We start from the raw sequence: 13,542 nt of genomic DNA on the forward strand, positions 1-13,542 counted from the left end.
GGCTACTTCGCGATTGAAGCGCGATGTTGATGAATCGCCGCTGAAATCGCTGCCACTACTTGTGGACTAACAGCTGAAGAGGTTGATTGAACTTTGGTATTTGTTTTTGGTGCTGCGATCGGCTCTGGTACTTCTTCTGGTACCAGTTTCGACAATAGCCGAACGAGATAAACAAGAATGGTGAGGAAAATAAATACGACCGCCATCCCCGTAACCATAAGGGTGGCCGCATCTACTAGCAGGCTTCCTATATTCGTCATGTTGCTTCCTTTCTTTGTCATCCTGACAACGTGCAGGACTTTATTAGCGTCAAATCCCGACCAATGGATTATCTCGATTGGTTAAATTTTGTCAATTTTGTTTAAGGAAGGATTTAAATAATCTCCATAATTGATTATTTATTCACTACCCAGATCACAATTCAAACTTAAACCATCGAGTTAGAACGAATGCTCAATATATAAACAGGTTAATTCAAAGAGCACGAGAAAACTGCGATTAAGATTTCAAAACAAAACAAGTGAGATTAAAAGAAAGAACCATTAAAACAAAAAGATAGGAGTAAAGATCAAAACAAAAACACCATTACAACATGTGATTAACATATTTTATTTAAATCACGCTAGTCATCATTTTGCTGGAAACGAAGAAAGCATGGAGCACCGATGATGAATTATTAGAGATGATTGACTAGATACGCAAAGTGACATTGCAGTTCAATCAGATAAGAAAAGAAACCTACTTTGACAGCGCAGACTAGAGAATAAGTAGTGAGTGTTTGTTTTTCAGATACAAAAAAAGCCTCGCATAAGCGAGGCTTTTTGATAAGTGGCGCGTCCTGGAGGATTCGAACCTCCGACCGCCTGGTTCGTAGCCAGGTACTCTATCCAGCTGAGCTAAGGACGCGCAGTTTTCGATATCAGTATTACCAATATCAGGAGTTCACAAGGAAACCCTAAAGAGTGGCGCGTCCTGGAGGATTCGAACCTCCGACCGCCTGGTTCGTAGCCAGGTACTCTATCCAGCTGAGCTAAGGACGCGCAGTTTTCGATATCGGTATTACCAATATCAGGAGTTCACAAAGAAACCCTAAAGAGTGGCGCGTCCTGGAGGATTCGAACCTCCGACCGCCTGGTTCGTAGCCAGGTACTCTATCCAGCTGAGCTAAGGACGCGCAGTTTTCGATATCAGTATTACCAACATCAGGAGTTCACAAGGAAACCCTAAAGAGTGGCGCGTCCTGGAGGATTCGAACCTCCGACCGCCTGGTTCGTAGCCAGGTACTCTATCCAGCTGAGCTAAGGACGCGCAATAATCTTTATTTTACTTTGTATAACCCGTTTATCAAACGAATTATTAAATAGTGGCGCGTCCTGGAGGATTCGAACCTCCGACCGCCTGGTTCGTAGCCAGGTACTCTATCCAGCTGAGCTAAGGACGCGCAGATCTTCTTGCTAGGAAGTTGTGAAGTAAATCACATTCATTTCTTGCGAAACAAAAAAAAGGCCATCGGGCCAATCAATGAATGGCGGTGAAGGAGGGATTCGAACCCTCGATACGGGATAAACCGTATACTCCCTTAGCAGGGGAGCGCCTTCAGCCTCTCGGCCACCTCACCGTTTTCATTGTTATATCTCAAAAGAGATATGGCGCGTCCTGGAGGATTCGAACCTCCGACCGCCTGGTTCGTAGCCAGGTACTCTATCCAGCTGAGCTAAGGACGCACTTTTTGTTGATAAATCAACGTTGCAAGAATGGCGGTGAAGGAGGGATTCGAACCCTCGATACGGGATAAACCGTATACTCCCTTAGCAGGGGAGCGCCTTCAGCCTCTCGGCCACCTCACCGTCTTGCGGAGGCACATATTACGTTTTACCGAAAATATGTCAAACACTTTCTTTGAAAAAAAACGCAAAAAACGCTTAACCGATGCGGATTTAATCAAAGTGACTATAAAACAAACCTTATCACTCTATTATGATGAAAAAAAGAGAATCTTCTCTTAAAAAATGACATTTATCAGAAACTAAAAAGGCTAGCCGATCGGCTAGCCTTTTTCATTCAAACTAAGCTCTGTAAACAGGAGCGACTTAGTAGTTACCTGAAGCAACGTTGCCATTGCCTTTTTCAGCCTGAATGCGCATGTAGATTTCTTCACGGTGAACCGAAACCTCTTTCGGAGCGTTAACACCGATACGTACTTGGTTACCTTTAACACCTAGTACAGTTACAGTCACTTCATCACCAATCATAAGTGTTTCGCCTACGCGGCGAGTCAAAATTAGCATTCTTTGCTCCTTGAGTAATCTCTAAATTTTCTTGCTACAAAGCTATTATCCAACAAAAGTTATATTTTCGTAAACTACCTTGTCACGGAAAATCAGCCTAAAAAGGCATGTTTTTGCTGAATGTTCAATGCTTCACTAGACGTAATGTAAGCATCATGAAGAATGTTTGCAGCTGTATCCACACTCTCAGGTGGCAATACCAGCATCATAGTGAGTGCATTCGTTGCGCAGAAATTGATCGCAATATCTTGCTGAGCCAACAAACCGCATGCATGTTCCACCATTCCATTGGCTTCAAGCCCTACTGCGGTTAACAGACTTACTGCTTCACTATTACGGATTTTATCGCTGAACACCAGATCGAACTTGGCACATGCTTCTTGTTTTATCATGATACCTGTTCGTTCTGTTTCCTCGATCACATTCCAAATGTCTATGCCTAACATCTGACATTGTTTTGTAGCACTAGATAAATGTTCTTTATCGACTTCAATAATGGCAAGGTCACGTTGAATGGCTATACCAGAGACGGCTTGATGGCCTGATTCCCCCTTAACCAAACTGCCTTCATTAACTTCAAAGGTCGAAAGCACGCGTAGCGGTACATTATTCTTCCATGCGAACTGCACAGAAGGTAAATGTAGAACTTTTGCTCCTCGACTTGCCATTGCTTCCATTGAAGGAAAGTCAATGACCGCCATTTTCTGAGCATTTTTCACTACACGTGGGTCACAAGTATAAATACCATCAACGTCGGTAAAGATTTGACACTCGTCAGCGCGCAATGCGCCTGCAAGCGTCACGGCGCTCGTATCAGAGCCGCCTCGACCTAATGTGGTGATATCCCCATTTTCATTCACACCTTGAAAACCTGCGACAATGACGATTTGATCTTGTTCAAGTAAATCCGTAATCGTTGAGGTATCAATATGTTTAATCGTCGCGTCATTGTGTTGATTATCCGTCACAATGTTCGCTTGTGCTCCGGTAAGTGAGCGAGCTACATAGCCCAATTTATTGAGTGTCATCGCCAATAGCGCCATTGACACTTGCTCACCAGCAGAGAGCAAAACATCAAGTTCTCGAGCCGTAGGAACACTATCTACTTGTTTCGCTAGGTCCATTAGTCGGTTTGTTTCGCCTGACATTGCAGACACAACTACGACAACTTGATTACCATCATTTTTCGCCTTAATGATGTGTTCAGCGACCTGGTGGATTCTTTCAATTGAACCCACGGAGGTTCCACCAAACTTTTGCACGATAAGGGGCTTTTTCACCAGTCTTCACCTTCCCAAGACCAAAGTCTCATTCGGACCACTTATATTCCACTAGTTGAAATTATATAAGCGGTAGTTACAACAAAAACCAAGCAGCTTAAATGACCTGGTTATTTTTCGGTCAATTAAACCACTTGGTTACCGTAAAAAAATTACGCCCAATCAAAGAAACTTGATTGAGCGTAAATTCGTTATGTAATGCTTATAAGCGCTCTTCTAGCCAAGGCTGAACAGTTTTGATCGCTTCTGGTAATGCTGACACATCAGTACCACCAGCTTGCGCCATGTCAGGGCGACCACCGCCCTTACCACCAACCTGCTCTGCAACCATTTTAACGAGGTCGCCCGCCTTAACTTTGCCTACGAGATCTTTCGTCACACCAGCAATCAAGCCAACTTTGTCATCAGTTACGTTTGCTAGAAGCACAACACCTGAGCCCATTTGGTTCTTGATGTCGTCAACCATTGTACGTAGGTTTTTGCTATCTGCGCCTTCTAGTGCAGCAACCAGTACTTTCGTGCCGTTTACTTCCACTGCTTTACCCATGATGTTTGCGCTTTCAGCAGCAGCCATCTTGTCTTTAAGCTTCTGAAGTTCTTTTTCTAGCGTTTTCGCTTTTTGTGCAGATTCTGCTAGTTTCTCTTCGTATTTTGCTGCTTGAGCTTCGATCGCATCTAGAGCTGCTTCACCTGTTACTGCTTCAATACGACGGATGCCCGCCGCGATGCCGCTCTCAGAGGTGATCTTGAATAAGCCGATATCGCCAGTGTTAGAAGCGTGGATACCACCACAAAGCTCTGTAGAGAAATCGCCCATAGACAGTACGCGTACTTCATCATCGTACTTCTCGCCAAATAGTGCCATTGCGCCTTTCTTCTTCGCAGACTCAATGTCCATCACGTTGGTTTCAATAACGTGGTTGCGACGAATTTGCGCGTTCACTAGACGTTCAACTTCTTTTAGCTCTGCCGCCGTTACCGCTTCTAGATGAGAGAAGTCAAAACGTAAGTTTTCTGCTTTAACCAAAGAGCCTTTTTGCGTCACGTGCTCACCAAGAACTTGACGAAGTGCGGCGTGTAGCAAGTGCGTTGCTGAGTGGTTTAGAGAGATAGCTGCGCGACGTTCTGCGTCAACGATAGTAGCGACTTCATCGCCTTTCGCTAGAACGCCTTCCGCCATAACACCGTGGTGTGCGATTGCGTTGCCTAGCTTTTGAGTATCTTCTACTCGGAATACACCAGCTTCAGTGCGGATTTCACCCGCATCACCACATTGACCGCCTGACTCAGCGTAGAATGGGGTTTCACCAAGCACAATGATCGCTTTGTCGCCAGCAGATAGAGAATCCACTTCGTTGCCTTCAACGAACATTGCCGCCACTGAGCTAGAGCCTTTTGTTCCAACGTAACCACAGAATTCAGTTTGTGTATCAACTTTAATTGCTGCGTTGTAGTCTGTACCGAACTGACCCGCTTCACGCGCACGCTGACGCTGCTCTTCCATTGCTTTCTCGAAGCCTTCTTCGTCAATCGCGAACTCACGTTCACGCGCAACGTCGTTAGTCAAATCAGCTGGGAAGCCGTAAGTATCGTAAAGTTTGAATACGGTTTCACCGTCGAGTACTTTACCATCTAAGTTATCTAGCGCTTCGTTTAGAATCGCCATACCGCGTTCAAGTGTACGACCGAAGTTTTCTTCTTCGATACGCAGTACTTTTTCTACGACAGCTTGCTGACGTTTCAGTTCTTCACCTGCAGTGCCCATGATGTCAGCTAGTACACCAACCAATTTGTGGAAGAATGCACCTTGCGCACCTAGCTTGTTACCGTGACGAACAGCACGACGAATGATACGACGTAGAACATAGCCACGACCTTCGTTTGAAGGCATAACACCATCAACAATCAGGAATGAACATGAACGGATGTGGTCAGCGATAACGCGTAGCGATTGGTTTGATAGGTCTTCGTAACCGATCACTTCTGCGGCTGCTTTGATAAGAGCTTGGAATACGTCGATTTCGTAGTTTGAGTGAACGCCTTGCATGATTGCAGAGATACGCTCGATACCCATACCTGTATCTACCGACGGTTTTGGTAGCAGTTCCATCGTGCCATCAGCATGACGGTTGAACTGCATGAATACGTTGTTCCAGATCTCGATGAAACGGTCACCATCTTCTTCAGGTGTGCCAGGACGGCCACCCCAGATATGCTCACCGTGATCGTAGAAGATTTCAGTACATGGACCACAAGGACCAGTGTCACCCATTTGCCAGAAGTTGTCTGACTCGTATGGCTTACCACCTTTCTTGTCGCCAATGCGGATGATGCGATCTGCAGGAACACCTACTTTCTTGTTCCAGATATCGAATGCTTCGTCATCAGTTTCGTAAACGGTCACCAATAGACGGTCTGCAGGCAGCTTAAGAACGTCTGTTAGAAATTCCCAAGCGAATGAAATCGCGTCTTCTTTGAAGTAATCGCCAAAGCTGAAGTTACCTAGCATTTCAAAGAAAGTATGGTGGCGAGCTGTAAAGCCCACGTTTTCCAGGTCGTTGTGTTTACCGCCAGCACGTACACAACGTTGAGCCGTAGTCGCTCGAGTATAGGCTCGTTTTTCCAAGCCTAAGAAACAATCCTTAAATTGGTTCATACCTGCGTTTGTGAACAGCAGGGTTGGGTCGTTATGTGGAACTAACGATGAACTTTCTACGATTTGGTGTCCTTTGCTTTCAAAGAACTTGAGGAACGCGTTACGAACCTCGTCAGTGCTCATGTACATGCAGCTCTTCCTGAAAATAGTCGAGTTAGAATTTTGCCGTATTGTAGATCATGCAATCAGCTGAGACTAGTTTTCTTGCGGAAAAGAGGGGGTAGAAGAAAAAATTTGAAGCAAAACAAAAATCAGCGTGAATAATTCACGCCTAATCTTCGTCTTCAAAGCTTAACGCATAGCTAATTTGGTCAAAACTGTAGCCGCGATATTGTAAGAAACGAACCTGTTTAGCGTACTCTTTCTGGTCTTTGGCCTTTATTCCTTTAAATTTCTTCTCTGCTGCCAACTTTGCCAATTCAAACCAATCTTGGGGCTCTTCTGCCATTGCTTGTTCAATGACAGATTCTGCAACTCGCTTCTGGTTAAGCTCTTGGCGAATACGACGCTCACCATGACCTTTGTAAACGTGTTGACGCACTTGGCTTTTGGCGTAACGCAAGTCATCCAAATAATTGTGTTCTAAACAAAAGTTAATCGCAGCTTCAATATCAGCCTCTTCATAGCCTTTCATCGCAAGCTTTTGATGGAGCTCATATAAGCCATGATCTCGACGACTAAGTAACTGAATCGCGGCTTCTTTGCTAGATAGCGTCGGTGCTTGTCGCTTTTGGTACATAGTGATCCTAAAGGTAATTTGGCTGTACAGGCTTTTCGTTTGCCTTAAATTTCTTCGATTTTGATTTCGACAAATACAACAAAGCCCTGCAACGCAGGGCTTTATTTTTAGTCTATCAGAAGATTAAAACTCTTCTTCTTGCTCAGGCTTCTCACCGGCAGCAGGTGCTTCTGGTTGAGCTGGAGAAAGTAGCATTTCACGCAGTTTGGTATCGATTGTTTTCGCGATTTCTGGATGCTCACGCAGGTAGTTACAAGCGTTTGCTTTACCTTGACCAATCTTATCGCCATTGTAGCTGTACCAAGCACCCGCTTTTTCTACTAGCTTGTGCTTCACGCCTAAGTCAATCAACTCACCTTCACGGTTAAAGCCTTGGCCATACATGATTTGCGTGTTTGCTTCTTTAAATGGTGCTGCAATCTTGTTCTTAACCACTTTGATACGCGTTTCGTTACCTACAACTTCATCGCCTTCTTTGATTGCGCCAGTACGACGGATATCTAGACGAACAGAAGCGTAAAACTTAAGCGCGTTACCGCCAGTAGTCGTTTCAGGGTTACCGAACATCACACCAATCTTCATACGGATTTGGTTGATGAAGATACACATACAGTTAGACTGTTTCAGGTTACCTGTAAGCTTACGCATTGCTTGAGAAAGCATACGAGCTTGGAGACCCATGTGGCTGTCGCCCATTTCGCCTTCGATCTCAGCTTTAGGTGTTAGAGCAGCAACAGAGTCAACAACCATTACGTCGATTGCGCCAGAGCGAGCTAATGCATCACAAATCTCTAGAGCTTGCTCACCAGTGTCTGGTTGAGAAACCAATAGTGCATCGATATCAACGCCAAGTTTCTTTGCATATACAGGATCTAGAGCGTGCTCTGCATCGATAAACGCACAAGTTTTGCCTTCACGTTGCGCAGCAGCAATAAGTTCAAGAGTTAGTGTTGTTTTACCTGAAGATTCTGGACCGTAAATCTCAACGATACGACCCATTGGTAGACCACCAGCACCCAAAGCGATATCAAGAGAAAGCGAACCCGTTGAAATGGTTTCTACATCCATTGCGCGGTTATCACCAAGGCGCATGATAGAGCCTTTACCGAATTGCTTTTCAATTTGACCTAGCGCAGCGGCGAGCGCTTTCTGTTTGTTCTCGTCCATTACTTTCTCCGATTTATTCATCTTCTTTGGGCGACGAATAGTAATTCATTTTTCTTAAGCAGAAGTTCTGCTCAGCAATGAAAGTCATTATACTGTTGATTCATACAGTGTCTATACCTGTATGAAAAAAATTTGGCTCACAATATCGTGCAGTTTTCTCTAGCCCTTGTTTTCTCTGGGCTTACGCAGATCCAAAAAATCTAGATTAAGTGTTGGTGCAATTGACTCAATGCATGAATCACCGCTTGTTCGCGAACTTCTGCTCGATTTCCAGAAAAATGCATGGTTTCTACTAACTGCCACCCCTGATTATCTGCAAAGGCAAAACACACCGTTCCAACCGGCTTTTCCTCACTGCCACCACCAGGACCAGCGATGCCACTGATAGACACCCCAATTGTTGCATTGGAATGTTTTAATGCCCCCTGCACCATTTCAGTTACAACTGGCTCACTCACTGCGCCATACGCTTCGAGTGTTTGAAACTGCACTCCAAGCATCTCCATTTTGGCCTCATTACTGTACGTAACAAAAGCGCGGTCAAGCCAACCGGAGCTACCTGCAATATCAGTAATTGCGGCTGCAACGCCACCGCCAGTACAGGACTCTGCTGTAGTCAGCACATGCCCATGTCGCGCAAGTAACACACCTAAATCAGCACTTAATTTTGTTGTTTTTTCCATAGCCAAAATGCCCTTTGTCTCTTTTTACTTGATAGGGATTCACGTATCCTAAGCCGCTACGGAAATAAACAAAAGAACTTACCTGTGAAAGCTGAACAAAAACACACTCCGATGATGCAGCAATATCTCAAGCTAAAAGCTGAGAACCCAGAAATTTTGCTGTTCTACCGCATGGGCGATTTCTACGAACTCTTCTATGATGACGCGAAACGAGCGTCTCAACTGCTTGATATTTCATTAACCAAGCGCGGTTCATCGGCCGGAGAACCTATTCCTATGGCGGGAGTGCCATTCCATGCAGTGGAAGGGTATCTCGCGAAACTAGTTCAGCTTGGTGAGTCAGTCGCGATCTGTGAACAGATTGGCGATCCTGCAACAAGCAAAGGTCCGGTTGAACGTAAAGTAGTACGCATCGTCACGCCAGGTACAGTGACTGACGAAGCACTGCTGTCTGAGCGCATCGATAACCTGATTGCGGCGATTTACCACCACAATGGTAAATTCGGTTACGCGACATTGGACGTGACTTCTGGCCGTTTTCAATTAACGGAGCCAGAAACCGAAGAAGCCATGATGGCAGAACTACAACGCACCGCACCGCGTGAGTTGTTGTTCCCTGAAGATTTCGAGCCAGTCCACTTGATGTCGAACCGTAACGGGAACCGTCGTCGCCCTGTATGGGAGTTTGAACTAGATACTGCCAAACAACAGTTGAACCAGCAGTTTGGCACTCGTGATCTTGTCGGTTTTGGTGTTGAGCACGCCTCTCTTGGTTTATGCGCCGCAGGTTGTTTGATCCAATACGTAAAAGACACACAACGCACTGCTCTACCACATATCCGCTCACTAACGTTTGATCGCCAAGATCACTCTGTAATTTTAGATGCTGCAACGCGTCGCAATCTAGAAATCACCCAAAATTTAGCTGGCGGCACGGACAATACACTCGCCGCAGTTCTCGACCATTGCTCAACCCCGATGGGCAGCCGCATGTTAAAGCGTTGGCTGCATCAACCGATGCGTTGTATTGATACGCTAAACAACCGTCTGGATGCGATTGGTGAAATTAAAGATCAAGGCTTATTTACCGATCTTCAGCCAACTTTAAAACAGATTGGCGATATTGAACGTATCTTAGCGCGTCTTGCTCTACGTTCTGCTCGTCCACGAGATATGGCTCGCCTACGCCATGCCATGCAGCAACTTCCTGAACTAGAATCACTCACTGCATCCTTAACTCATCCATACCTAGTGAAGTTGGCTCAATATGCTGCGCCAATAGATGAAGTATGTGAGCTTCTTGAACGTGCTATCAAAGAAAACCCGCCGGTAGTGATCCGCGATGGTGGTGTGATTGCAGAAGGCTATAACGAAGAATTGGATGAGTGGCGCAAGCTCGCTGATGGTGCAACCGAGTATCTAGAAAAGCTCGAAGCGGATGAACGCGAGCGTCATGGCATCGATACGCTGAAAGTTGGCTACAACGCCGTACATGGGTTCTTCATTCAGGTAAGCCGTGGCCAAAGCCATTTGGTACCGCCACATTACGTGCGTCGCCAAACTCTGAAAAATGCCGAGCGCTACATTATTCCTGAGCTTAAAGAGCATGAAGACAAAGTTCTGAACTCAAAATCAAAAGCACTCGCACTAGAGAAAAAACTGTGGGAAGAGCTGTTCGATTTGCTGATGCCTCATCTTGAACAAATGCAAAACCTAGCTTCTGCCGTTTCACAGATGGACGTGTTACAAAACCTAGCAGAACGCGCAGACTCATTGGATTATTGCCGCCCAACTCTAGTTAAAGACGCAGGTATTCACATTCAAGCAGGTCGCCACCCGGTAGTAGAGCAAGTCACCTCGGACCCGTTCATTGCTAACCCAATAGAATTAAGCCCAAGCCGTAAAATGCTCATCATCACGGGTCCAAACATGGGGGGTAAATCAACCTACATGCGCCAAACTGCACTAATTGCGTTGATGGCTCACATCGGCTCTTATGTACCTGCAGAATCAGCACAAATTGGCTCATTGGATCGCATCTTTACTCGTATCGGTGCTTCAGATGACTTGGCATCAGGTCGTTCAACCTTCATGGTAGAGATGACAGAAACAGCCAACATTCTCCACAACGCAACCAAGAACAGCTTGGTGTTAATGGATGAGATCGGTCGCGGTACCAGTACTTACGATGGTCTTTCATTGGCATGGGCAAGTGCCGAATGGCTTGCAACACAAATTGGCGCGATGACACTTTTCGCTACGCACTATTTTGAACTAACCGAATTACCGAACTTGCTACCAAACTTAGCGAATGTTCACCTAGATGCGGTAGAACATGGCGACAGCATTGCTTTCATGCACGCTGTTCAAGAAGGCGCCGCAAGCAAATCATACGGCTTGGCGGTTGCGGGCTTAGCTGGCGTACCTAAAACGGTCATCAAAAATGCTCGTACTAAACTGTCTCAACTAGAGCAACTCGGTCAAGCTAGCGACTCGCCTCGTCCAAGCACTGTGGATGTAGCAAATCAGCTCAGCTTAATCCCTGAACCTAGCGAAATTGAACAAGCGTTATCAAACATCGATCCAGACGACTTAACACCTCGTCAAGCCCTTGAAGAGCTGTATCGTTTGAAGAAAATGCTTTAACGAGAATATCTAATCTCCCCTAAAACAGAAAAAGGGCTATGGTTATCCATAGCCCTTTGTGTTTCGAGAAAGCTTAGTATTAATCGTCTTCAACGTTAAACAAGTTTTCCATATTTAGGCCTTGTTTAATTAGGATTTCACGAAGTCGACGTAAACCCTCCACTTGAATTTGACGTACACGCTCACGGGTAAGACCAATCTCTCGTCCCACTTCTTCAAGCGTAGACGGCTCATAACCAAGCAAACCAAAACGGCGTGCAAGCACTTCTTTTTGTTTTGGATTCAACTCTTCCAACCAATGGATCAAAGACGATTTGATGTCATCATCTTGAGTCGACACTTCTGGATCAGAGTTATTTGCGTCAGGAATAATATCCAGAAGTGCTTTTTCACCGTCACCACCAATTGGGGTATCAACGGAGCTAATACGCTCGTTAAGACGCAGCATTTTGCTGACATCTTCTACTGGTATATCTAATTGAGCAGCAATTTCTTCTGCAGTTGGTTCATGATCGAGCTTTTGAGAAAGTTCACGCGCAGTACGCAGATAAATGTTCAGCTCTTTCACGACATGAATAGGCAAGCGAATGGTGCGAGTTTGGTTCATCAACGCACGTTCGATCGTTTGACGGATCCACCATGTTGCGTAAGTTGAGAAACGGAAGCCTCTTTCTGGATCGAATTTTTCAACCGCTCGGATCAAACCGAGGTTACCTTCTTCAATAAGATCGAGTAGCGCTAGGCCACGGTTGCTGTACCGACGAGAAATTTTTACTACTAAACGCAAGTTACTTTCGATCATGCGCTTACGAGCCGCTTCATCACCACGCAATGCTCTGCGGGCGTAAAGGACTTCTTCTTCAGCAGTAAGTAGAGGTGAGAAGCCAATTTCACCTAGATACAATTGAGTTGCGTCTAGGCTTTTACTGCTCGCGTCAAACTCTTCACGGACAGCTGTTTTGCCTTCGGTAGTAGATGATGATTTTTCGAGTTCGTTATCAATGGTCGTCTCTGACGCATTGTCGTATTCAAACTCTTCAACTTTGGATACTGTGTTGCTGATACTCATAACGCCTCCCCCTGGCGAGTTAGCAAGACATGACAACTCAATATGTCGCTAAATGATTTCGCAAGTTGTTTTTCAAAGTCTTACGGTAAATAGCGTTTTGGATTCACTGATTTACCTTGGTAGCGAATCTCAAAGTGCAGCTTGACGGATTTTGCGCCTGAACTACCCATGGTCGCAATTTTCTGTCCGCTTTTTACACTCTGACCTTCTGTTACCAGCAGTTTGTCGTTATGTGCGTATGCGCTTAAATAATTGTCGTTATGCTTCACTATAATTAGGTTGCCATAACCTCTTAGCGCATTACCCGAATAAACGACCGTGCCGGCTGCGGTTGAAACGATAGGCTGACCACGCTGTCCTGCGATGTCAATGCCTTTATTTCCCTGTTCTCCCGCCGAGAAGTTCTTGATTACTCTCCCTTTTGTCGGCCACAACCACTTCGATACTTTGTCGTTTTGTACCGTCGTTGTTGGCGGCTTCGGTTTAGTAGGTTGGTTATCTTTTGAACCAACATACTCCTTTGCTTTGGTTTGTTCAACTTTCTTTGGCGGCTCTTTTTGTGCGACTTTAGTCGGAGTTGTTGTAGGCTTTTGACTAGAGTTTTTACTTGAAGTCACAGGCTTTGTCGTCGTCGTTGGCTTCACCACTGGCGGCGGTGTCGTTGTAACTACAGGTACTACAACGGGTTCAACTTTTTGGCCATATTTTGGCGCGACATATTTCGGAGCCCAAAGTTTTAGCTTTTGACCTGGATAAATGGTGTAAGGCTGAGAGAGTTCGTTGTAACGTACAAGATCATTTACATCTTTATCTGTGACGTAAGCAATGAAATAAAGTGTGTCACCTTTCTTTACTTCGTAGTAACTCCCTCTATAACTACCACGCTCAACGCTCGAATAATCCTTCTTTAAGCTGGAAACAGGCGCAGGTGAGTGAGCCGCACAACCAACGAGTCCCGCAGCTAATACAAAGCTAATACCAATATGACGCAGTAACTTACTCACCTAACCTCAG

At 45.3% G+C, this 13,542-nt stretch carries 10 protein-coding genes and 8 tRNA genes; 1 reads left to right on the plus strand and 17 read right to left on the minus strand.

Features of this window, described 5'->3' with window-relative positions:
- Positions 1 to 2: 2 nt before the first annotated feature.
- The 15 genes from ACF8OV_RS02245 to pncC form a co-directional block, all read right to left on the minus strand.
- Positions 3 to 260 (minus strand): oxaloacetate decarboxylase subunit gamma, encoded by a 258-nt coding sequence (locus ACF8OV_RS02245; protein WP_005493951.1) that lies wholly within the window; start codon positions 258 to 260, stop codon positions 3 to 5.
- A 569-nt stretch (positions 261 to 829) separates the two neighbouring features.
- A tRNA-Arg gene (locus tag ACF8OV_RS02250) sits at positions 830 to 906 on the minus strand.
- 57 nt (positions 907 to 963) lie between these two features.
- Positions 964 to 1,040, minus strand: a tRNA-Arg gene (locus ACF8OV_RS02255).
- Between the two features lie 57 nt (positions 1,041 to 1,097).
- A tRNA-Arg gene (locus ACF8OV_RS02260) sits at positions 1,098 to 1,174 on the minus strand.
- Positions 1,175 to 1,231: 57 nt separating this feature from the next.
- Positions 1,232 to 1,308: transfer RNA gene (locus ACF8OV_RS02265), tRNA-Arg, on the minus strand.
- Between the two features lie 56 nt (positions 1,309 to 1,364).
- A tRNA-Arg gene (locus ACF8OV_RS02270) sits at positions 1,365 to 1,441 on the minus strand.
- An 85-nt stretch (positions 1,442 to 1,526) separates the two neighbouring features.
- A tRNA-Ser gene (locus tag ACF8OV_RS02275) sits at positions 1,527 to 1,618 on the minus strand.
- Between the two features lie 29 nt (positions 1,619 to 1,647).
- Positions 1,648 to 1,724, minus strand: a tRNA-Arg gene (locus tag ACF8OV_RS02280).
- Between the two features lie 31 nt (positions 1,725 to 1,755).
- Positions 1,756 to 1,847 (minus strand) — tRNA-Ser (locus ACF8OV_RS02285).
- Between the two features lie 243 nt (positions 1,848 to 2,090).
- On the minus strand, positions 2,091 to 2,288 hold the full coding sequence (csrA, locus tag ACF8OV_RS02290; protein ID WP_004415691.1) for a carbon storage regulator CsrA: 198 nt from the start codon (positions 2,286 to 2,288) through the stop codon (positions 2,091 to 2,093).
- 92 nt (positions 2,289 to 2,380) lie between these two features.
- A complete protein-coding gene (locus ACF8OV_RS02295) occupies positions 2,381 to 3,568 on the minus strand; it encodes an aspartate kinase (protein ID WP_005478552.1) in 1,188 nt (395 codons plus the stop codon).
- Positions 3,569 to 3,770: 202 nt separating this feature from the next.
- The gene (gene alaS, locus ACF8OV_RS02300) at positions 3,771 to 6,353 is read right to left on the minus strand and encodes an alanine--tRNA ligase (protein ID WP_203503812.1); all 2,583 of its coding nucleotides are present in this window, start codon (positions 6,351 to 6,353) and stop codon (positions 3,771 to 3,773) included.
- Between the two features lie 142 nt (positions 6,354 to 6,495).
- A complete protein-coding gene (gene recX / locus ACF8OV_RS02305) occupies positions 6,496 to 6,963 on the minus strand; it encodes a recombination regulator RecX (protein ID WP_005455548.1) in 468 nt (155 codons plus the stop codon).
- 123 nt (positions 6,964 to 7,086) lie between these two features.
- Positions 7,087 to 8,130, minus strand: coding sequence for a recombinase RecA (gene recA / locus ACF8OV_RS02310; protein WP_005478550.1), 1,044 nt, complete (start codon positions 8,128 to 8,130; stop codon positions 7,087 to 7,089).
- A gap of 200 nt (positions 8,131 to 8,330) precedes the next feature.
- Positions 8,331 to 8,813 (minus strand): nicotinamide-nucleotide amidase, encoded by a 483-nt coding sequence (gene pncC / locus ACF8OV_RS02315; protein ID WP_017449151.1) that lies wholly within the window; start codon positions 8,811 to 8,813, stop codon positions 8,331 to 8,333.
- A gap of 84 nt (positions 8,814 to 8,897) precedes the next feature.
- On the opposite strand from pncC, the gene mutS reads away from it, so the two are divergent.
- Positions 8,898 to 11,459, plus strand: coding sequence for a DNA mismatch repair protein MutS (mutS, locus tag ACF8OV_RS02320; protein WP_042782299.1), 2,562 nt, complete (start codon positions 8,898 to 8,900; stop codon positions 11,457 to 11,459).
- A gap of 79 nt (positions 11,460 to 11,538) precedes the next feature.
- Here mutS and rpoS read toward each other — a convergent pair whose 3' ends face one another.
- Positions 11,539 to 12,528 (minus strand): RNA polymerase sigma factor RpoS, encoded by a 990-nt coding sequence (gene rpoS, locus ACF8OV_RS02325; RefSeq protein ID WP_005478537.1) that lies wholly within the window; start codon positions 12,526 to 12,528, stop codon positions 11,539 to 11,541.
- Between the two features lie 80 nt (positions 12,529 to 12,608).
- On the minus strand, positions 12,609 to 13,532 hold the full coding sequence (locus tag ACF8OV_RS02330) for a peptidoglycan DD-metalloendopeptidase family protein (RefSeq protein WP_005455560.1): 924 nt from the start codon (positions 13,530 to 13,532) through the stop codon (positions 12,609 to 12,611).
- Positions 13,533 to 13,542 lie beyond the last annotated feature (10 nt).

Origin of the sequence: Vibrio sp. GLN_1 (assembly GCF_043106015.1) — a bacterium.
In the GTDB taxonomy this organism is placed as follows: domain Bacteria; phylum Pseudomonadota; class Gammaproteobacteria; order Enterobacterales; family Vibrionaceae; genus Vibrio; species Vibrio parahaemolyticus.